Source organism: Bacillus sp. UNC125MFCrub1.1, from assembly GCF_000701305.1.
Classification (GTDB): domain Bacteria; phylum Bacillota; class Bacilli; order Bacillales; family Bacillaceae; genus Bacillus; species Bacillus altitudinis.
Genome location: NZ_JNIG01000009.1, coordinates 451,565 through 470,906, shown reverse-complemented (window position 1 = coordinate 470,906; position 19,342 = coordinate 451,565). Strand labels below are relative to the sequence as shown.

The window sequence follows — 19,342 nt, the reverse complement described above, 5'->3', positions numbered from 1 at the left end:
GCTAAAATCAAGTTCATTTTAGCCCTTTGTCAACAATCTTGCAGCTCCCATTACGGGAGCTTTTTTGCTGGTTTTACCCATTCCAGCATCGTCTGAACGATGTCTTTTTGTTGCGTGAGGACTGGAATGTCTGCAGGCTGATCCCCTTTTTGTTTGCCATACATGCCAAATTGAGCATGATTACCACCTTTTATCTCATGATACACCGTTTGAGAAGGCAGCTGCTTTTTCGATTTTTTGATTTTTTCTCGTGTTGCGAGACCATCTTTTTCGCCTGAAATAGATAATACTTGCAAGGAAGCCTGTTTCAAATCATCTGATGCAGGATAGGAGGCAAGGAAAAAGAGGCCGTCCAGCTTGCTTTGATTTTTCTCTGCATACATAGCGGCAGCTGTCCCGCCTAGTGAATGTCCGCCAATGTACCAATGCTTGATGGCCGGATGACTTTTGAGGATCTCCTCTGCCTTCTTCGTATTAAAAATCGCGAAGGAAAATGGCATGTCTGGGATAAAGACTGAATAGCCTTTCTTCATCAGCGCATTCCCAAGATAGGCATACGCAAGAGGTTCAACTTTTGCCCCAGGATAGAGAATGATGCCAGTATCGCTTTTCGATGCTTCAAATGAATATACCCCGTTTTTATGATCGACCTGCTCAATGTTCATCTGCTTTTTTAACGCTTCCGATGGTCCATATGTAAAACGGCTCCATGTATAGAAAGCACCAAAAGCTAAGATGATGAGTGCAAGTAATGTAATACCGGTGATCTTCAATATTTTCTTCATCGTATGTCCCTTCTTTCTCATGTACATATTAAATATACCATCATTTACTCTTCTGCCAAACGGCAAGTACGCTGATCCGGCTGTGTGATAAAGTATTAATCCATTAGCACTGCATTTGGCTGTTATTTACAATCTGAATGAGAGGGCTTAAAATAGGTGTGCATTCAGAAGTAACGGAGGAAGAAAGACATGAAGCAGGAACATTCTCAACTTTGGATTGAAGTGAAAAATTATGTACTCATTTTAATAGGATCAGCCATCGTGGCGGTTGGCTTTAATACGTTATTATTACCAAATCAGATTGCTGCTGGCGGTGTGAGTGGAATCAGTACCATTATGCAGTCATTCGGTTTTGAAGCTGCATATGTACAATGGGGCCTCAATATTCCGCTCTTTATCGCAGGCTTTTATTTATTAGGTGGAACATTTGGGGTAAAAACGCTCGTTGGTTCTGTCTTTTTACCTTTAATGGTGTTCTTAACAAGACACATTGCTCCTGTCACCCATGAAGCACTGCTCGCCGCAATATTTGGCGGTGTAGTGATTGGGATCGGAATTGGGCTCGTTTTCCTCGGCAATGGTTCAACGGGAGGAACGGCACTTGCGGCCAAAATCATCAATAAATATACAGGGCTGACGTTAGGTACTTGTTTAGCGATGATGGACGGTTTGATTGTTTTGGCGGCCATGACTGTTTTTGGGATTGAAGAAGGACTGTACGCTGTGATCGGAGTGTTCATTTCTAGTAAGACGATTGATGTCGTGCAGGCTGGCTTTAGTCACTCGAAGATGGCCATGATTATTACGGGTCATGAGGATGAGGTCAGACAGGCGGTGTTTGATCAAATTGATCGTGGTGTAACGAAGATTTCAGCAGTAGGTGGGTACACCGACCATGACCGGCCTATTTTAATGTGTGTTGTAGGGCAGTCACAATTCACAAAGTTGAAACAAGTGGTAAAAGCAATCGATGCATCAGCGTTTGTCATCGTCATGGATGCAAAAGAGGTGCTTGGTGAGGGTTTTAAAAGGGCATAAACAAGGATATAATAACGTTGACCAAATGATTGTAAGGGAGGGAAATACATGAAAAAGAGCGGATTAACGCTTCTTTTTGTCGCTATGCTTTTTGTACTTGCGGCCTGTGGAGGAAATTCAAGCAGCAGTGACAAAGAAGGCAGTAAAAGTGCTTCAAGTGTGAGCAGTGGTGAAGAGATTTATCAGCAAAACTGTATTGGCTGTCATGGAAAAGACTTATCTGGCGGAGGCGGCCCAAGCCTGAAAGAAGTCGGAAAGAAATATAATGAAAGCCAAATTGCAGATATTGCCCAGAACGGTAAAGGATCTATGCCAAGTGGAATGGTAGATGAAAAACAAGCAAAAGAAGTCGCCAAATGGCTTGCAGAGAAAAAATAAAACCTTTGTCTAATCGACAAGGTTTTTTTATTTTCTATTTGTAGAAAAAGACTTTTGAATAGTATGAAAACGTATTATATTAAATTTTATTTAAAAAATAAGGGTAAAAAGACACGTTTTTCGGTTTTAGTTGCTCTATTTACCTTTTATTTATAAGTTTTGAAATATAAATGTAATACCATTGCGTCGATTCATGACGTATAATTGGAGTTGTTGAAATTTAGACGATTCAATTTTTTCATCTTTTTGGATGAAAAGGACATAAATTGCTTGTGCGTATCGAAGGGTATGTGCGTGACCATACATAACGTTTTTTGACGAGAAGTGTCAGAACATCATGATAAGCTGTTTGACAGCGAATAAGAAAAGATTAGGTGATTACATGATTGAAATGAAGGAAGTCTATAAGATCTATCCTAATGGTGTAAAGGCGATCAATGGAATCAATGTCTCTATCCATCCAGGAGAGTTTGTGTATGTTGTTGGTCCCAGTGGTGCTGGTAAATCCACGTTCATTAAAATGATGTATCGTGAAGAGAAGCCAACCAAAGGGAAAATCTTAATTAATAACAAAGATTTAGGCTCGATGAAGGAAAAAGAAATTCCTTATGTGAGAAGAGAAATTGGCGTAGTATTCCAAGATTTCAAACTGCTTCCAAGTCTCACGGTCTTTGAGAACGTGGCATTTGCTCTTGAAGTCATTGGTGAACAGCCAAGTATTATTAAGAAAAAAGTGCTTGAGGTACTTGATTTGGTGCAATTAAAGCACAAAGCTCGTCAATTTCCAGATCAGCTTTCCGGCGGTGAACAGCAGCGTGTATCGATCGCTCGTTCGATCGTCAATCATCCTGAGGTTGTCATTGCAGACGAACCGACAGGAAACCTTGATCCAGATACTTCATGGGAAATCATGAAGACACTCGAAGAGATTAATAACCGCGGAACAACAGTCGTCATGGCGACACACAACAAAGAGATTGTAAACAGCATGAAGAAACGCGTCATCGCAATCGAAGATGGAATGATTGTACGTGACGAAGCAAGAGGGGAGTACGGAATTTATGATTAAAACTCTCTCGCGGCATTTACGTGAGAGCTTCCGTTCACTTGGAAGAAACACGTGGATGACATTTGCATCAATTAGTGCGGTCACTGTCACATTGATTTTAGTTGGGGTTTTTCTTGTCATTATGCTCAACTTGAATAACATGGCATCGAACGCTGAGAAAGAAGTAGAAGTAAAAGTTCTCATCGATTTAACTGCGAATCAAAAGCAGCAGGATGAATTAAAAGCAGAAATTGAGAAGATTCCTGAAATCAGTGATGTGAAATACTCATCCAAGGATGATGAACTAAAAGCACTGATTAAAAGCTTTGGTGAAAATGGACAATCTATGGGATTGGTTGATCAAGAAAATCCATTGAATGATGCGTTTATTGTGAAAACAACAGATCCCCACGATACACCAAAAGTAGCGAAGAAATTAGAAAACCTAAAAGGGACGTATAAAGTCACTTATGGAAAAGAAGAGGTCAGCCGACTCTTTAATGTTGTCGGAGTGGCGCGTAATGTCGGCATCGCACTTATTATTGGGCTTTTATTTACAGCGATGTTCTTGATTTCCAATACGATCAAAATTACTATTTTTGCTAGACGTAAAGAAATTGAGATTATGAAACTAGTAGGTGCAACGAACTGGTTTATCCGCTGGCCGTTCTTCATCGAAGGATTACTACTTGGTGTATTTGGCTCGATTATACCAATCGCTGTATTGCTTGGCACGTATCAATATGCTGTCGGCTGGGTGGCGCCAAGGGTACAAGGTTCATTTATTTCAATGCTTCCATACAATCCGTTTGTCTATCAAGTATCACTGGTCCTTCTATTGATCGGTGCCATTATCGGTGTGTGGGGAAGTTTAACGTCCATCCGTAAATTCTTGAAAGTATAAATCTATTTATATTGATGGCAGCACTCGAGGATTCTATAGAAGATGTGACCGGTTGATCCAATTCATCCGGTCGACTCTTCATGCAGGCAGTTGTCATGGGAGGGGAATATCGTTTTGAAAAGAAAGCTGATGATGGCTGGAATGGCAGCGTTTATTGGAACAACGTGGCTATACATTCCAGGGAACGAAAATCGTGCATTCGCATACGAAGACCTAGATCAAAAACGTCAACAAATTGAAGAGAAAACATCGAAGACTGAATCAACCTTGAAGAAAAAGAAATCAGAACTGGCAAAGCTTGAAAAGAAAGAATCAAAGCTAAAGCAAGAAATTGAAAAAATTGACCAAAAAGTAAGTGCCGCAACTGAAAAAGTCGCTGAAAAAGAAAAAGAGGTCAAACAGACGAAACAAGAGATCAAAAAACTAAAAAAAGAGATTGAAGTCATCAACGAGCGAATTGAAAAGAGAAAAGCGATTTTCAAAGATCGAATTCGTTCTATGCAAAAAAGTGGCGGTACAATCAACTATTTAGATGTGCTGCTAGGTGCTCGTAGCTTTAGTGATTTTGTCAGTCGTGTGGGAGCTGTTACAACCATCGTCGAAGCAGATAAAGACATGATTACAGAACACGAAAATGATTTGGAGCTAGTGGAGCAAAAAGAAGCAGAGCTAAATAAACAGCTAAGTGGACTTGAAACATCTTTGAAAGAGCTTGAAACGTTGAAAAAGGACCTATCTAAACAGCAAAAAGAAAAAGGAAAAGTCCTTGGTCATGTAACGGAAGAAAAAGAACATGCACATGATGAACTAGGAAAGCTTGAAAATGAACAAGAAATTCTAGCGAATCAAAAAGCGGCGGTAAAGTCTGAAGAGGCACGTCGTCAAAAAGAAGAAGCGAAGAAAGCAGAACAAGCAGCTGCTGAAAAAAGTGCACCTGCACCAAGTGGAGGATCTGATCAAGTGTCAGATACACCAGCAAGTAGCTCAGGTTTCATTAAACCAGCTGCAGGCCGTTTCTCATCAGGCTTTGGCGGACGTTCTGGCGGACAGCATTACGGATTAGATATCGCTGCAAAAGGCACTGTATCTGTCGTTGCAGCCGCATCTGGAACAGTCACGAACTCAAGCTACTCGTCGAGTTATGGGAACGTGGTGTTCATTACACATAACATCAATGGCCAAACGTATCAAACGGTATACGCTCATCTTTCAACAAGAAGTGTGTCAACAGGTCAAAGAGTCGAGCAAGGTCAATTCCTTGGATATATGGGCAACACAGGTCAGTCTTATGGCCAGCATCTTCATTTTGAAATTCATAAAGGATTATGGAATGGCGCGAAATCAAATGCAGTCAATCCAGCGCAATATATCCGCTGACAAAAAGCCGATAACAGCATGTTATCGGCTTTTTTCATGTAGATGAAATTAAAATAACAGCAGTAATCCGGCAATAATAGGTGTTAAAAGCACAGCGGATTTTAAGAGAGGTTTCGGCGCAAGGCGTGTAAATTTTGCCCCAATAAAAGCCCCTAATACGGTACCGATTAAGATCTGAACGAGCAGGATAAAGTCAACATAGCCTTCTGAAATATAACCAATTCCACCGCCAATAGAGATTGGAATAATCACTAGCATCGTTGTGCCAACAGCTTGTCTAATAGACAGCTTCAGCAAAATCAAAAGCCCCACTTGAATAAATGGTGCTGATCCGATACCGAACATCCCTGAAAGCATCCCTGATACAAGGCCTAATATAATGCCCCTGATCAGCAATTGGCGTGAAGAAAGCGGCTGCTGTTCAGCATCTTCTTTTAGGACAAACAATTTGATCATCATAAAAACAGCAGATAAAAAGAGCATACCAGCTGTTAAATAGTGCAGGCTATCCTCTGGAATAAAAGGAGCCACTTTTGCTCCGGCAAATGAAGCAATACATGCTAGTGCACCGACAATCAAACCTGATTTGAGCTGAATATTTCCTTCCCGGTAGTGGCTGTATGCACCAGATAAAGTCGTAAATGCCATAGCAGCTAAAGATGTACCAAGTGCAGTATGGATTGGTACATCAAAGATTAACGTCAGCAATGCGATGACAAAACCAGCCCCGCCAGCTCCTACAAACCCTAGTAAAATTCCTAATAAAAGCATCGTCAATATAATATACATAGCGAAGACTCCTTCTCGATCGTAACAAAATAAAAATTACACCTAATGAAATGATTAGTCAAGCCTCCTTAGGAGAATGTCTTTACATGAAATCCCTTCTTCTGGCATATAATAACTCAGGTCATCAGGAAGAGTTGAAGAAGGAGGCCAAATATGAAAAAACAAATCGCATCCATCATGGCAAGTGTCATTCTCATCATCAGTGCAGGGGTTATGACGCATAAAGAGGCGACTCAAGCGGAGTCACCGAAAGCGGCTGCAGTGGCTGGACAAGCTCAATCAAGTGATCGAGCGAAGGAAAACGGAATGGAGAAAATTGAGAAAGCCTATGACCTCATTTCGAATGAATATGTAGAGGAAGTGGATCGTCAAAAGCTGCTTGAAGGTGCCATACAAGGAATGCTTTCAACCTTAAATGATCCGTATTCAGTATACATGGACAAGCAAACCGCAAAGCAATTTTCGGATTCACTTGATTCCTCATTTGAAGGAATTGGGGCAGAAGTTGGAATGGATGAAGGAAAGATTATCATTGTCTCTGCCTTTAAAAAATCCCCTGCAGCAAAGGCGGGTCTGAAACCGAAAGATGAAATCATCAGCATTGACGGTGAGACGATGAAAGAAAAAAGCCTAAACGATGCTGTACTGAAAATAAGAGGAAAAAAAGGAACGTCTGTCGCCTTGAAAATCAGACGAAATGGAATTGAAAAAGAGCTAACATTCCATATCAAACGAGAAGAAATCCCGCTTGAAACCGTAACGGCTTCAATGAAAGAGGTCAATGGTCATAAAACAGGCTATATCGCGATCTCTAGCTTCTCTGAAGATACGGCGAAGGATTTCACGGCAAGCTTGAATAAGCTCGAGAAAAAGGGCATGGAAGGCCTTGTGCTGGACGTGAGAGGAAATCCTGGCGGCTATCTACAAAGTGTGGAAGATATTTTGAAACATTTTATCACAAAGGATCAGCCATATATTCAAATTGCAGAACGGAATGGCGATCGAAAACGATATTTTTCAAAACGAAAAGAACAAAAACCATACCCGGTCAATGTCTTAATTGATAAAGGAAGTGCATCCGCTTCTGAAATTCTGGCTGGTGCTTTGAAAGAAGCAGGGAAGTATGAAGTGGTAGGTGACGTTTCCTTTGGTAAAGGAACTGTGCAGCAGGCGGTACCAATGGGAGATGGAAGTAACATTAAATTAACGCTGTATAAGTGGCTGACACCGAAAGGGAATTGGATTCACAAAAAAGGCGTTGTGCCGACCATTGCGATTCATCAACCAGATTACTTCACCGTTGGCCCGCTCCAGCTGAAAGAACCGCTTCAGCTTGATATGAACAATGAAGAAGTCAGACAAGCACAGACATTGTTAAAAGGGTTATCATTTGACCCTGGCAGAGTAGATGGATATTTTGACGAAGAAACGAAAAAAGCTGTACTCGCATTTCAAAGCACATACAATCTCGATAAATCTGGTGTGATTGATTTAAAGACAGCGAAAATGATGAACAAGATGGTAGATGAAGTGAAATCTTATGAAAAGAATGATCTTCAGCTGCAAACTGCACTAAAAGCACTATATCTCAAAAAATAAAGAGGCGAATAAATGCCTCTTTTTTTTGGTTCATAAGTGTTACGAACATGTAATAATTTATTCTTAAAAATATATTATATCGAGAAATATATTCATTTATTTTACAAAAAACATAACATTCCTTCGAATTTACCCGATAACATATTTATATAAGAGACTTTCTGTTGATTTAAACATGTCATGAAAATGAAACTTTTGAAAGTTGTATGTTACATAAATAATTCTTACAATAAAAAGTAGCACTCATTTTAAATATTTTATTTTTTGCGGATATTCAGCTTAAGCATTGAGCTGTACCGAGGTTTGCGCTTTTCTTAAAAGAACTAGTAAATGGGGGTACACAATTGAAAAGGGCAAGTATTGTGAGAGAGAAAAAATATTACGAGTTGGTAGAGGAGCTTAAGAGTCGTACGAAAGATGTGACGTTTTCGGCTACAAAGGCATTAAGTCTACTCATGCTGTTAAGCAGGTACTTGGTCAATTACACAACGGTAGAATCAGTCGACGAGATCGATGAAGACTGTGCTGAGATATACTTCAATTATTTAATGGATAATCATAAGAGACTTGGTATAAACTTAACCGACATCAAGAGGTCCATGCAGCTTCTCGGCGGCATACTAGATGTAGATGTGAATCACTATTTAAAAGATTTTTCACTGTCGAATGTCACACTTTGGATGAATCAGGAGAAATAAACCTGATGTCAAGCATCGATTTATTTGATAGAATAAGAGAAAATGCTTGACTTGGGCGGTGAACGATAATGAGCTCGGAGTGGATGGGAGCCGGATTAAAAGCGGTCGGTCTGTTTTTAATCCATCCTCTTTTTTATTTTATGGTATTAATCAGCCTATTATATGGCTACATCCGCGTAAAGCGGGAGAGAAAAGCGTTTCAAACAAGAATAGAAGATGTTTACGATGAACTGAAATTTACATATTCAAAGGGATGGGTTCCAGGAATTTGTCTATCGATCATATCTGTAGGCTTAGGGATTTCCCTTCCGCCTGGATTCATCGTGCTGATTGCAGCGATGACCATCGTTTTCTCTCTATTCTTTAAGGCGAGTGCGCTTTCGTCTGCATACACACTCGGTTTCAGTTTTATTGCGGCATTTGGATTGATGTCTGTTCAAGTGAGCCATTCCTGGCTGCCGCAGCTTTCAATGATGAATGCATCAGCCGTTGTGATCCTGTTAGGGCTACTGTTAATGACTGAAGGCATGTTAGCCTATCGAACGGCGCATTTACGTACATCGCCTGCAATGGTGATGAGTGCGAGAGGACTTTTGATCGGCCAGCAGCGAGCAAACCGTCTGTGGCTTCTACCACTTGTTTTGCTGATGCCGGCAGGTGAATGGACTTCTTCTCTGCCATGGTGGCCTGTGCTTCAAGTGCACGATCAAAGCTTTTCATTTATTGTGATCCCGTACATCATCGGCTTTGGCCAGCGTATTCAAGGATCGCTGCCAATTGTGAGTATTCAAATTACGTCACGCCGAATTATGATGCTCGGTCTAGCTGTTGCTGCAGTAGGTGCGGCAAGTATTTGGTTTGAGCCGATTGCGTGGGGAGCTGTTGTTCTAGCGATTGCAGGAAGAGCCTTTTTATCATGGAAGCAGAGGGCGAATGACAACGCTGCACCATTCTTTTTCTCTAAGCGGAATCAAGGGCTTATGGTGCTTGGTATCATTCCGAATACCCCTGCGGCTGATTTAAAGCTTGAGATCGGAGAAATGATTACAAAGGTCAATGGAATCGAGATCAAAACCGTTTCAGAATTTTATGAAGCACTACAAACCAATCGTGCTCTGACAAAGCTTGAGATCATTGGTCTCAATGGTCAGACAAGGTTTGAGAAACGCGCCTCTTACGAAGGGGAGCATCACCAGCTTGGTATCTTGTTTGTGAAGGACGATCCACAGCAAGAGCCAACGGCGATTTCATCTTAAAAAAAGCTGCTAGAGATGGCAGCTTTTTTCTTTTGGGCGCGTTTCTCTCCCATAGGATTCGCCCCATTCACGCATGGCAAAGATAATGGGCTTTAACGTATTTCCAAGAGAAGTCAGTGAATACTCGACACGAGGAGGAACTTCCTCATAGACTTCACGGTGAACAATCCCGTCTTGTTCAAGTTCTCGTAATTGCAACGTCAGGACACGCTGCGAAATTCTTGGCAGAAGCCGGCGTATTTCGTTGTAACGCTTTGGACCGCAAGTCAAATGATAAAGGATGACGCCTTTCCATTTCCCTCCGATGACATTTGTAGTGATAGACACGGGACAGCCATGATTCACAATACTGACTGGATTGGATGGTGCACTCATCTCAACATTCCTTTCTTAAACGAAAATGGTCATAAACGAACATGTTTGTACCTAACGAACAAAAATGTGCGTACTTGAATCAATGGAAGCTTTTCTTTTACCATAGAGATAGGACATCACACATTCGGGTTGTTTGTTTTCCTATCATAACAATTTCTATGAGGGAATGGAAAGAAATTGGATTGTGAGAACACACCTGTTCATTAGAAAGGATGAATAAAATGCGAGACAAAGAGCAGTTAAAAAAAGAAATCATTGAGGCGTATGAATTCCGTCATGCGACAAAAGAGTTTGACCCAGCGAAAAAGATTCCAGAGGATGATTTTGCATTTATTTTAGAAACAGGAAGACTTTCTCCAAGCTCTGTAGGGTTTGAGCCTTGGAAGTTCCTCGTTGTTCAAAATGAAGCATTCAGAGAAAAATTAAAAGAGTATACATGGGGGGCGCAAAAGCAGCTTCCAACTGCCAGCCATTTTGTGATCATCTTGGCAAGAACAGATGCCCGCTATGATTCAGCATATGCAGAATACATCAACAAGCAAATCAAAGGAATGACAGACGAAACGTTTGAAATGGTCAAGGGGCGCTACAGAGAATTCCAAGAGAACGATCTTCATCTGCTAGAAAATGACCGTACATTATTTGATTGGGCTTCAAAACAAACGTATATTGCCTTAGGTAACATGATGACAGCTGCGGCACAGATCGGCATTGATTCATGCCCAGTTGAAGGATTTAGCTACGATCACATCCATCGTATCTTAGAAGAAGAAGGGTTACTGGAGGATGGTCAATACGACATCTCTGTCATGGCAGCCTTTGGTTATCGTGTCACTGAGCCAAAACGCGGCAAAACACGTCGCCCGATGGATGAAGTAGCTGTTTGGATTCGTTAATCGCTGTTTGTCTGAAAAAGGCTGTTGACAATTGCGTGGTTAGTCAGTATATTTAAAAAATAAAATCTTTGACGAATATACAAATTTGACTATAAACGCTTTGACTTGAGAATAGTAAATGAACATCCGTTTTTTAAGAGAGCTGCGGGTCGGTGCAACGCAGTAAAACGAATCATTGAACTCGCTCAAAGAGCGGTAAGACTGAATGAATAGTAAGTCTTTACGTGTGACCTCCGTTATCGGGTTTTAAGTTGGATTCAGCCATGGCTGAATCAATAAGAGTGGTAACGCGGTTGCAAGGTCAGTCGTCTCTTCCAGGAGATGGCTGGCCTTTTTATATGCTTTTATCTCATATTTGTCTGAAGATTCAAATTTAAAGGAGCTATAGAAAATGGAAAAGGAACATGTGCAGTTAAAACGAACAATGACATCAAGGCATATTATGATGCTTGCGCTTGGCGGTGCCATCGGTGCTGGTCTGTTTAAAGGAAGCAGTTCTGCCATTGATATTGCGGGTCCTGCTGTCATTTTGGCATACATGATTGGTGGTCTTATTTTATTATTTATTATGCAAGGACTTGCCGAAATGACCGTTGCACGACCTGGAGCAAGAACATTCCGTGACTTGATTGAACCTGTGTTAGGAAAATATCCGGCCTATTTCTTAGACTGGATCTATTGGAAGATGTGGGTGCTGAACATTGCAGCAGAAGCGATTGTGTCGGCCATTTTTATTCAGTACTGGTTCCCACAAGTGCCAATCTGGATGCTTGTGTTAATCATTTCACTTGTAGTCACAATCATTAATGTTTGCTCAGTCAAAATGTTTGCTGAGACAGAGTATTGGTTAGCTTCTATTAAAATTGCTGTCATCATCTTATTTATTATCATTGGATTCACCATGCTATTTGTCTCATTCGGACAGCATGCAGCACCTGGATTGTCTAACTTAACGGATCACGGTGGATTTTTCCCAAATGGTACTGGCGGATTAATTGCAGCAATGCTGGTTGTCGTGTATTCATATGGTGGGACGGAGATGATTGGGGTCACTTTAGCAGAAACAAAAAACCCTGAAAAAGTCATACCAAAGGCCATTCAAAGTACGTTTGTACGCATCATCGGTTTTTATGTACTGCCGTTCTTTATCATTGTCAGCTTAATCCCTTGGAATCAAGTAAACAATGAGCAAGTAAGTCCATTTGTGACAGTGTTTGCAACGATCGGAGTACCGTATGCCAGTGACATCATGAATGGTATTATCTTACTAGCGATTTTGTCTTCTATGAACTCTGGCTTGTATGCTTCATCACGGGTGCTTTATACACAGGCAATGGATGGCCGTGTATGGAAAGGATTCTCCAAGCTGTCAAAACAGCAGGTGCCTGTTCGAGCCATCCTTGTATGTACATCTACTTTGTATGCAGCTGTATTGATTTCTCTTTTTGTAGGAAGTCAAACGTTTAATTACTTGATGGGCTCTTTAAGTTACACAGTTCTATTCATCTGGTTTATCATTGCCGTCGGTCATTTGAAATCTCGAAGCATCGCACAGCCAGGCGGATATCGCGTGAAGCTGTATCCTTTCACAACGTGGTTTTCCGTTATTGCGATCATGGCCATTTTTGTCGGCGTTGTATTCAATACACCAATTGTTCAAACGCTGGTCACAATGGGCATTTATTTAATCATTACACTTTCTTTCTTTATTAACAGAAAACGGTTTGAAACAGCCGTCTAATTTATTAAAAAGCGTGCAGGACCTTCTGAAGGGTCTCGCACGCTTTTTTTAATGCTGTTTATATTGCTTGAAATGGACAGGGGATTGAACGGGATGTGGCTTTGCCTGAAGGCCATAGCTCTCCCTGACGATATAAAGCGGCCGGTCCTTGGCTTCATCGTAGATTCGGCCGATATACTCTCCGATCATGCCTAACATAAAGAGGATGATCCCGCTAAAGAATAGCTGAATGACAATTAATGAACTCCAGCCGGTGATGGTGCTGTTAGTAAAAAGCTTTAAATATAAGACAAGAAACATCGAAATGAAGCCAATAGCTGAAAGGACAATGCCTGCCAGGCTGGCCAGCTTTAAAGGTTTGTAAGAAAAAGATGTGATCCCATCCATCGAGAGCTTGAGCATCTTTTTGAGAGGGTACTTTGTTTCTCCTGCCAACCGCTCATCCCGAACATATTCTACCGCAATCTGTTTGAAGCCAACCCAGCTCACTAATCCGCGGACAAATGGGTTTTTCTCGCGTATTTTTCTCATTTCATGACACACTTTACGATCCATCAATCTAAAGTCGCCGGTGTCAATAGGAATATCTACTTCGGTGATTTGACGTAGCACTCGGTAGAAAAGGGAAGCCGTGTACTTTTTGAAAGCTGTTTCGCCTTTTCGTTGCGTGCGGACCGCGTATACGACCTCATAGCCTTCCTTCCATTTTTCAATCATGTCTAAAATCAATTCAGGTGGATCTTGTAAATCCGCATCAATCACTACGACAGCTTCTCCCTTTGCATAATCCATTCCCGCTGTAATGGCAATTTGATGCCCAAAGTTACGAGAAAAATCAATAAGTCTCACATGCGGATCAGTCTGGCAGTACCCTTTAATCAGTTCAGCTGTTCGATCCATACTGCCGTCATTGACGAAGAGAAGCTCATATGCTTCTCCCGTCGAATCCATGACGGTCTTGAGGCGCTGATACGATTCATGGATCACAAGTTCTTCATTATACACTGGGACTACAACAGAGTATTGTATGTTCTTTTCCATCAGTCATCGTTCCTCCCTTTTAATAGATGAATTAATCAACGGATAGTTCATAAAGAGTACCGCTCTCCATTCCGCCCATTCGTCCATTTGACTGATCATTTTGTTCGGATTGTTGGCTGCCTGTTTGCTGGTTCGTTTTAGATGTAGAGCTATTCTGCCATTTAGAAGCAGTTACTTCTTTGCCATTTTTTTGAATCCAAGTAAGAATGTCAGAGCTGCCGCCTCTCATACCAGAAAGATAGAAGTATTTGATTTTGCCGTCTTTAACGAGCTGTTTGAATTCATTAAGCGTGAGAATGTTATCAGATCCACTAAATCCACCTAATGCCATAACAGCTTTTCCTGTTTTAATAATGTAAGGCGAAGCAGTGGTTGCATCTGTTGTCCCGAATAGGAATTCTTCTCCCGTATTGTTTTTCTCAAGATAGCTGATCAGCTTTTCATTGACTTGTGAACTCATGCTGCCACTTGAAGTTGCAAGCTGAGGACCAGCCTCTGGCAGCATACTGTTTCCTCCGTAAAGAAGAGGTGTGCTTGCCCAGTATAGTGGTGCGATCAGCATCCCAAGGATGGCAATGAGAGACATGAATTGTTTTAGTTTTTCTTTCCCTTTTACCAAGAGTAGAGAAAGGGTGCTTCCAACACCAATGATACCGACTGCAATGCTTAGTCCAAGACCGATCGTGCTTGTAAAAGTGGATAGGATAAAGATTTCAAATGCGGTTGTGACGAATATCGCAATTGGCAGTAGCCATTTTTTAAAGCCAGTTCCCGTTTGAAACAATTGAGTCATAGAAACCCATCCGGCTCCTGCTAATACAGCAATTGGCGGTGCCAGCATGATTAAATAATAGTGATGGAAAAATCCAGCTACACTGAAGAATGCAGCAACAGGTATAAGCCAAGCTAACCAAAATAGTGTTTCTTTTTGTTTTGTATTGAGACGTCTTCTTTCAAAGGCTGTCGAGAAGAAGATACCAATCGCACCAAAGAGCGCAAATGGAAGCAGCCAGCTGATTTGATCGGACAGTTCAGATTGGAACAGACGTAATGGCCCTTTTGTTCCTGTTCCAAACATGCCAGAACCATTTCCCATTTTTCCGCCCCCGCCATTTGGCGGTCCATCACCATTACCGCCTGAAGGCATATCAGGTGGTGTTGTGCCGTTTGCATTGCTTGGTGGTCCTTGCATTGAAGGCTGTTCCTGACTGGATGATTGGTTTGAATTATCTGAGTTGTTTTGAGTTCCATTTGATGGCGGCTGAGGCATGGTGGATGAATTATTGTCATTTTGCTGATCACCCTGCTGTGAAGGTGGCTGTCCCTCACCCTGATTTGTGCCGCCTCCTCCGCCAGACTGTTGACCAGTCAACCGCTGCAGACCATTGTAACCAAAGGCTAATTCTAGTGCTGAGTTCGATTGGCTTGATCCCATATAAGGACGATTGTCTTTGGAAGTGAGATCAACCGCTATAGACCATGAAGCAGATACACCTAAAAGAACAATCATCGAAATCATCAGCGATAACAACTTTTTCTTCCATGTCGTTCGATAGGCAATGATGTAAAACAGGACAAGAGCCGGTACAATCATATACGCTTGTAGCATTTTTGTATTAAAACCGACACCGATCATTGCAAAAGAAGCAATCGCCCAAAGCACTTTTTGCTGTTTCACAGCCTTGAACATCATGGCTGTTGCGAGTAAAAGAATAAAGACGAGTAAGCTGTCAATGTTATTTGTACGAGATACAGCAACTGCGATTGGTGTACACGCCATAATGAGCGCTGACACTCTTGCAGCAGCCAGGCCAAATGTAGGTTTGACTAGGCGGTAGATTAAATAAACAGATCCAATGCCAGCTAAAGCTTGGGGTAAGATCACACTCCAGCCATGCAAGCCAAAAATTTTGGCACTGATCGTTTGCAGCCAGAAGGCGAGCGGTGGTTTATCCACCGTGACATAACCTGAGGGATCGAACGAAGCAAAGAAGAAATTATGCCAGCTTTGCATCATACTTGTGACCGCCGCTGTATAATAAGCGTTCACCGTATCGTCGTTCCAAATGTTATAAATGTTTAAAATGGCAGATAAAATCAATATGAAAAATAAATAAAGATCAAATTTCTGAAAGCGTCTAATCAAAAGCTTGTCACTCCTTTTTCTTAACTTGAAAAAAGTGTAACAAGCAAATATGAATAAATTGTTAATAAAAAAAGGCCAATTCTTTATTTTTCTGTTGAATAAAAACAGCTCTAGAAAAGAGCTGTTTTGTTTAAAAGATGTCATCTTATTTTATGAGGAGACAGGCGGAGTTTCAGTGGTCTCTGCACTTGGTAATTGTATAATAGCGGACGTACCTAGGCCTTGTTCAGATTGAAGAACGAACGTGCCACGATGTTTTTTTATAATTTGATAAACAATGGCTAGTCCAAGACCAGAGCCGCCATCTTTTCTTGTGCGGGCTTTATTCACTCGATAAAAACGCTCAGAGACATGAGGGAGATCTCCTTTTGGAATTCCGCTGCCTTTATCTGTAATTCTCAATTCAGCAGTTTGTTGGTGAACGAATAATTCAATCGAAATCGATTTTCCTGAAGGCGTGTAATGGATGGCATTGTCCAATAAATTACGAACGACTTGCTCAAGTCGATCGCTATCACCATAAATAATACAATCCTCTTCGAGTTCTCGGATGAACGAGATTTTCTTTTGACTAGCAATGAATGTCATTTGATCAAGAACATCATGAATAAGCTGCGCAAAGACGATCGGCTCCATCGTTAGTGGGTAAGATTCCCCCTCTAACTGTGCGAGATCAAGAAGGTCATGTACGAGCCGGCTTAATCGTGTGGATTCGTCTTGAATAATCTGCATGCCTTTCTTTTGATCAATAATGCCTTCTTCAATTCCTTCAGCATAGCCTTTCATATAACTTAAAGGCGTTCTCAGTTCGTGGGAGACATTAGCAAGGAACTCTCTGCGATGCTGTTCAACTTTTTCTAACGTAGAGGACAGTTTATTAAAGGAACGGCTCAGCTGATTTAACTCATCCCCTTTTTTGGTCACAGCCATGCGTTTTGAAAAATCACCAGATTCCATTTCCATTGCAATTTCTTTCATTTGATTGATCGTCCTTACGACTTTATTAGAACTTTTATATCCAATAAAGAAAATCAAAAGCAGGATAATTAAAATAGAGATGCCAAGCGTTAATCGAATTTGAACAAACGGTTCATACACATCAGATAAAGGCATAGAGAGGAAAATGGTTCCTGATAAATCATTTTTGTTTGAGAACACAGGGATGGCAATCCCGAGAATATCTTGATGAAACTGGGGGTGTTCTCTAATTAACACAACTGTTTTCCCCTGAAGAAGCTTTTGGCGTTCTTTAAACGTAATGAGGTTATCGTTTGTATTCGTATCGAAAGGAATACCGCTTGAAAGCTCCATAGGATCATCAGTAAAAATAACACTTGCCTGACTTGAGTCATTTGCCCACTTCATTCTGTCAGTAAAATACGTGTCTTTCCCGTGTTTGTGATAGATTTCTGCCAGCTTCTTTCCTTGTAAACTTAAAGAGTCAATCTGTTTATCTATATATAAGTGCTGGTATAAGTAATAAGTCAGGGCAAGAGCTGAGGCAGCAACGATGCCTATAACGGAAAGGATTAAGAAAAGCACTTTCCTTTTAATAGATAATGGCTTCATTTGTCCTCCTCAAACTTATAGCCTACACCCCAAACGGTCTTAATATACCGTTCCGCTTCCTTTAATTTCAGTCTTAGTGTTTTAATATGTGTATCGACTGTTCTTAAAGAGCCACTAGGTGAGTGTGATTCCCACAATTTTTGATAGAGCTGTTCACGGGAAAAGACTTGGCCTTGATTGAGCAGAAGAAACATAAGTAAATCAAATTCTCTTCTTGTTAAATTGATGGGCTTTTGCTTGAGATAGACTTGTCTGCCGTCTTGATCGATCTCCAAGTCACCAATCATGATTCGACTGCGCTTTAAAGAAAGACCTCTAATTCGTCTTAATGTCGTTTCAATTCTAGCTGCAAGCTCACGTAGACTAAAAGGCTTCATGATGTAGTCGTCTGCGCCAATTTCCAGCCCCTTAATGCGATCCTCTTCATAACTTCTAGCTGTTAAAAATAAAATGGGGATTTGGGAGGTTTGCCTGATGCGCTGGCAGACTTCGAATCCATCCATATCTGGCATCATAATATCCAATACAACAAGGTCAATGGCCTCTTTTTCAAGCTGATGTAAGGCGCCCGTGCCATTATTTGCAGTTATCACGTGAAAGCCTTGTCTCTGCAAAAAGGATCCGATTAACTCAAGCATATCTAATTCATCATCTACTATTAAAATATTCATCTGTTCTTTCATTTCTTTTCCTCCAACATGATAGCATAAGGTCCTGCTGGGATGTTCAGTCGGTTCTTCAACATAAATGTATGTTTGTCAATGACGGATACTGAATTGTCATCTAAGTTACTGACATATATAGATGAGGAATCAGCAGTGATATAATTCGGATTTTGACCGGTCTCAACAGAGGAAAGTAGTTTGTTTTTATCGGTATTTACTTTATATAGTGTATGGTCTCCATGACATAATACATATAAAGTAGAAGAGTTTTTTTCTGAAAAAAATGCGACTGGCATAACACCTAGTTTGATTTCTCGCTGTTTTTTACCTGTTTTAGGGTCGTAAGCAAAAATGCTCTTATTTAATGTGCCCGGTTTACCATGTCCTCCAACCCAAATGGAATGCCCATCAAAATGAATGCCAGATGGCCGTTCTAGGACGGAAATCGTTCGTATCTTTTTTTTCTTTTCAATATCAATGACTGAAACAGAATGACTTTTTGCATTTAAAACAAACAACGTTCCAGAAGAAGACAACGCCATAGAAGAGGGTAATGTCCCGGTCTTCACAGTTGCTTTTATTTTCTTGTGCACTGTATCGATAAAATAAACGACATTTTTCTCTGAATCGGTCACAAGTAAAGTGTTGGTATCCGCATCATACGCGAGTGAAGTCAGACCTTTATTCACATCCATATAGTCCGCTGCTGTTCCTTTTTTTAAATTGATTTCTATAAGAGATTGTCCTTCCTTACTTGATGCAATGATCACGTCTTTGTTGATGTGAACAAGATCAGTGAGAGGATGTTTTAAATCAACGGAAGAGACAATTTTATTTTTTTGTAAATCAACGATTGAAAAGGAGGCTTTTTTTAGTTGAGAAATGACAGCAATTGATTGAGAGCTGCCAGGGGGCGTAAATTGCTGGTCTTTTCCGCAGCCTGCTAGGAAAAATAGTAGAACTGACAAGCATATTAAAAAATATTTCACTCGTTTCATCCTTCTGCTCCTTTGGTGCTCTATTTTCAAAAAGCATAA

At 40.9% G+C, this 19,342-nt stretch carries 18 protein-coding genes and 1 other annotated feature; of the genes, 10 read left to right on the top strand and 8 right to left on the bottom strand.

Going from position 1 to position 19,342, the window contains the following annotated elements:
* Positions 1 to 50 precede the first annotated feature (50 nt).
* A complete protein-coding gene (locus N521_RS02675; protein WP_035389659.1) occupies positions 51 to 785 on the bottom strand; it encodes an alpha/beta family hydrolase in 735 nt (244 codons plus the stop codon).
* 189 nt (positions 786 to 974) lie between these two features.
* Here N521_RS02675 and N521_RS02670 point away from each other — a divergent pair, with 189 nt between their 5' ends.
* From N521_RS02670 to N521_RS02650, 5 genes are all read left to right on the top strand, one after another.
* Positions 975 to 1,823, top strand: coding sequence for a YitT family protein (locus tag N521_RS02670; protein ID WP_035389657.1), 849 nt, complete (start codon positions 975 to 977; stop codon positions 1,821 to 1,823).
* A gap of 48 nt (positions 1,824 to 1,871) precedes the next feature.
* Positions 1,872 to 2,201, top strand: coding sequence for a cytochrome c551 (gene cccB, locus N521_RS02665; RefSeq protein WP_008348231.1), 330 nt, complete (start codon positions 1,872 to 1,874; stop codon positions 2,199 to 2,201).
* Between the two features lie 382 nt (positions 2,202 to 2,583).
* Complete coding sequence (gene ftsE, locus N521_RS02660) at positions 2,584 to 3,270, top strand: cell division ATP-binding protein FtsE (RefSeq protein WP_008348229.1); 687 nt, start codon at positions 2,584 to 2,586, stop codon at positions 3,268 to 3,270.
* Positions 3,263 to 4,153 carry a permease-like cell division protein FtsX gene (gene ftsX / locus N521_RS02655; RefSeq protein WP_017368131.1) on the top strand — a complete coding sequence of 297 codons (891 nt, stop codon included), beginning with the start codon at positions 3,263 to 3,265 and terminating at the stop codon, positions 4,151 to 4,153. Before ftsE ends, ftsX begins: the two co-directional genes overlap by 8 nt.
* A 114-nt stretch (positions 4,154 to 4,267) precedes the next feature.
* The gene (locus N521_RS02650; protein ID WP_008348225.1) at positions 4,268 to 5,530 is read left to right on the top strand and encodes a murein hydrolase activator EnvC family protein; all 1,263 of its coding nucleotides are present in this window, start codon (positions 4,268 to 4,270) and stop codon (positions 5,528 to 5,530) included.
* A gap of 48 nt (positions 5,531 to 5,578) precedes the next feature.
* Here N521_RS02650 and N521_RS02645 read toward each other — a convergent pair whose 3' ends face one another.
* Positions 5,579 to 6,319: a sulfite exporter TauE/SafE family protein gene (locus tag N521_RS02645; RefSeq protein WP_017368130.1), complete on the bottom strand. Its 741-nt coding sequence runs from the start codon at positions 6,317 to 6,319 to the stop codon at positions 5,579 to 5,581.
* Positions 6,320 to 6,472: 153 nt separating this feature from the next.
* Between N521_RS02645 and ctpB the strand changes: the two genes are divergently transcribed.
* The 3 genes from ctpB (at position 6,473) to N521_RS02630 (ending at position 9,872) form a co-directional block, all read left to right on the top strand.
* The gene (gene ctpB / locus N521_RS02640; protein WP_035389655.1) at positions 6,473 to 7,918 is read left to right on the top strand and encodes a carboxy-terminal processing protease CtpB; all 1,446 of its coding nucleotides are present in this window, start codon (positions 6,473 to 6,475) and stop codon (positions 7,916 to 7,918) included.
* A gap of 344 nt (positions 7,919 to 8,262) precedes the next feature.
* A complete protein-coding gene (locus tag N521_RS02635; RefSeq protein ID WP_007500014.1) occupies positions 8,263 to 8,616 on the top strand; it encodes a swarming motility protein SwrAA in 354 nt (117 codons plus the stop codon).
* Between the two features lie 68 nt (positions 8,617 to 8,684).
* The gene (locus tag N521_RS02630; protein ID WP_026050152.1) at positions 8,685 to 9,872 is read left to right on the top strand and encodes a PDZ domain-containing protein; all 1,188 of its coding nucleotides are present in this window, start codon (positions 8,685 to 8,687) and stop codon (positions 9,870 to 9,872) included.
* 9 nt (positions 9,873 to 9,881) lie between these two features.
* Here N521_RS02630 and N521_RS02625 read toward each other — a convergent pair whose 3' ends face one another.
* Entirely contained in the window at positions 9,882 to 10,247 is a 366-nt protein-coding gene (locus N521_RS02625) for a winged helix-turn-helix transcriptional regulator (protein WP_017357877.1), read from the bottom strand.
* 221 nt (positions 10,248 to 10,468) lie between these two features.
* Here N521_RS02625 and N521_RS02620 point away from each other — a divergent pair, with 221 nt between their 5' ends.
* Both N521_RS02620 and N521_RS02615 read left to right on the top strand, forming a co-directional pair.
* Complete coding sequence (locus tag N521_RS02620) at positions 10,469 to 11,143, top strand: NAD(P)H-dependent oxidoreductase (RefSeq protein ID WP_008348217.1); 675 nt, start codon at positions 10,469 to 10,471, stop codon at positions 11,141 to 11,143.
* Between the two features lie 91 nt (positions 11,144 to 11,234).
* Positions 11,235 to 11,459 (top strand) — a binding site (T-box leader).
* Between the two features lie 75 nt (positions 11,460 to 11,534).
* The gene (locus N521_RS02615; protein WP_007500022.1) at positions 11,535 to 12,884 is read left to right on the top strand and encodes an amino acid permease; all 1,350 of its coding nucleotides are present in this window, start codon (positions 11,535 to 11,537) and stop codon (positions 12,882 to 12,884) included.
* Positions 12,885 to 12,932: 48 nt separating this feature from the next.
* Here N521_RS02615 and N521_RS02610 read toward each other — a convergent pair whose 3' ends face one another.
* The 5 genes from N521_RS02610 to N521_RS02590 all read right to left on the bottom strand — a co-directional run bounded on the left by N521_RS02610 (position 12,933) and on the right by N521_RS02590 (position 19,303).
* A complete protein-coding gene (locus tag N521_RS02610; RefSeq protein WP_035389650.1) occupies positions 12,933 to 13,925 on the bottom strand; it encodes a glycosyltransferase family 2 protein in 993 nt (330 codons plus the stop codon).
* Positions 13,926 to 13,956: 31 nt separating this feature from the next.
* Positions 13,957 to 16,071 (bottom strand): ArnT family glycosyltransferase, encoded by a 2,115-nt coding sequence (locus N521_RS02605; RefSeq protein WP_035389648.1) that lies wholly within the window; start codon positions 16,069 to 16,071, stop codon positions 13,957 to 13,959.
* A gap of 150 nt (positions 16,072 to 16,221) precedes the next feature.
* Positions 16,222 to 17,640: a HAMP domain-containing sensor histidine kinase gene (locus tag N521_RS02600; protein WP_035389647.1), complete on the bottom strand. Its 1,419-nt coding sequence runs from the start codon at positions 17,638 to 17,640 to the stop codon at positions 16,222 to 16,224.
* Positions 17,637 to 18,323 carry a response regulator transcription factor gene (locus N521_RS02595; protein WP_024719907.1) on the bottom strand — a complete coding sequence of 229 codons (687 nt, stop codon included), beginning with the start codon at positions 18,321 to 18,323 and terminating at the stop codon, positions 17,637 to 17,639. The genes N521_RS02600 and N521_RS02595 overlap by 4 nt, the downstream gene beginning before the upstream one ends.
* The gene (locus N521_RS02590; protein ID WP_035389645.1) at positions 18,320 to 19,303 is read right to left on the bottom strand and encodes a YncE family protein; all 984 of its coding nucleotides are present in this window, start codon (positions 19,301 to 19,303) and stop codon (positions 18,320 to 18,322) included. Before N521_RS02590 ends, N521_RS02595 begins: the two co-directional genes overlap by 4 nt.
* Positions 19,304 to 19,342 lie beyond the last annotated feature (39 nt).

Bases quoted from the DNA above. Each gene is read 5' to 3' on its own strand.
- N521_RS02675 (WP_035389659.1), bottom strand. From the start codon at position 785: ATGAAGAAAATATTGAAGATCACCGGTATTACATTACTTGCACTCATC.
- N521_RS02670 (WP_035389657.1), top strand. From the start codon at position 975: ATGAAGCAGGAACATTCTCAACTTTGGATTGAAGTGAAAAATTATGTA.
- cccB (WP_008348231.1), top strand. From the start codon at position 1,872: ATGAAAAAGAGCGGATTAACGCTTCTTTTTGTCGCTATGCTTTTTGTA.
- ftsE (WP_008348229.1), top strand. From the start codon at position 2,584: ATGATTGAAATGAAGGAAGTCTATAAGATCTATCCTAATGGTGTAAAG.
- ftsX (WP_017368131.1), top strand. From the start codon at position 3,263: ATGATTAAAACTCTCTCGCGGCATTTACGTGAGAGCTTCCGTTCACTT.
- N521_RS02645 (WP_017368130.1), bottom strand. From the start codon at position 6,319: ATGTATATTATATTGACGATGCTTTTATTAGGAATTTTACTAGGGTTT.
- ctpB (WP_035389655.1), top strand. From the start codon at position 6,473: ATGAAAAAACAAATCGCATCCATCATGGCAAGTGTCATTCTCATCATC.
- N521_RS02630 (WP_026050152.1), top strand. From the start codon at position 8,685: ATGAGCTCGGAGTGGATGGGAGCCGGATTAAAAGCGGTCGGTCTGTTT.
- N521_RS02625 (WP_017357877.1), bottom strand. From the start codon at position 10,247: ATGAGTGCACCATCCAATCCAGTCAGTATTGTGAATCATGGCTGTCCC.
- N521_RS02620 (WP_008348217.1), top strand. From the start codon at position 10,469: ATGCGAGACAAAGAGCAGTTAAAAAAAGAAATCATTGAGGCGTATGAA.
- N521_RS02615 (WP_007500022.1), top strand. From the start codon at position 11,535: ATGGAAAAGGAACATGTGCAGTTAAAACGAACAATGACATCAAGGCAT.
- N521_RS02610 (WP_035389650.1), bottom strand. From the start codon at position 13,925: ATGGAAAAGAACATACAATACTCTGTTGTAGTCCCAGTGTATAATGAA.
- N521_RS02600 (WP_035389647.1), bottom strand. From the start codon at position 17,640: ATGAAGCCATTATCTATTAAAAGGAAAGTGCTTTTCTTAATCCTTTCC.
- N521_RS02595 (WP_024719907.1), bottom strand. From the start codon at position 18,323: ATGAAAGAACAGATGAATATTTTAATAGTAGATGATGAATTAGATATG.
- N521_RS02590 (WP_035389645.1), bottom strand. From the start codon at position 19,303: ATGAAACGAGTGAAATATTTTTTAATATGCTTGTCAGTTCTACTATTT.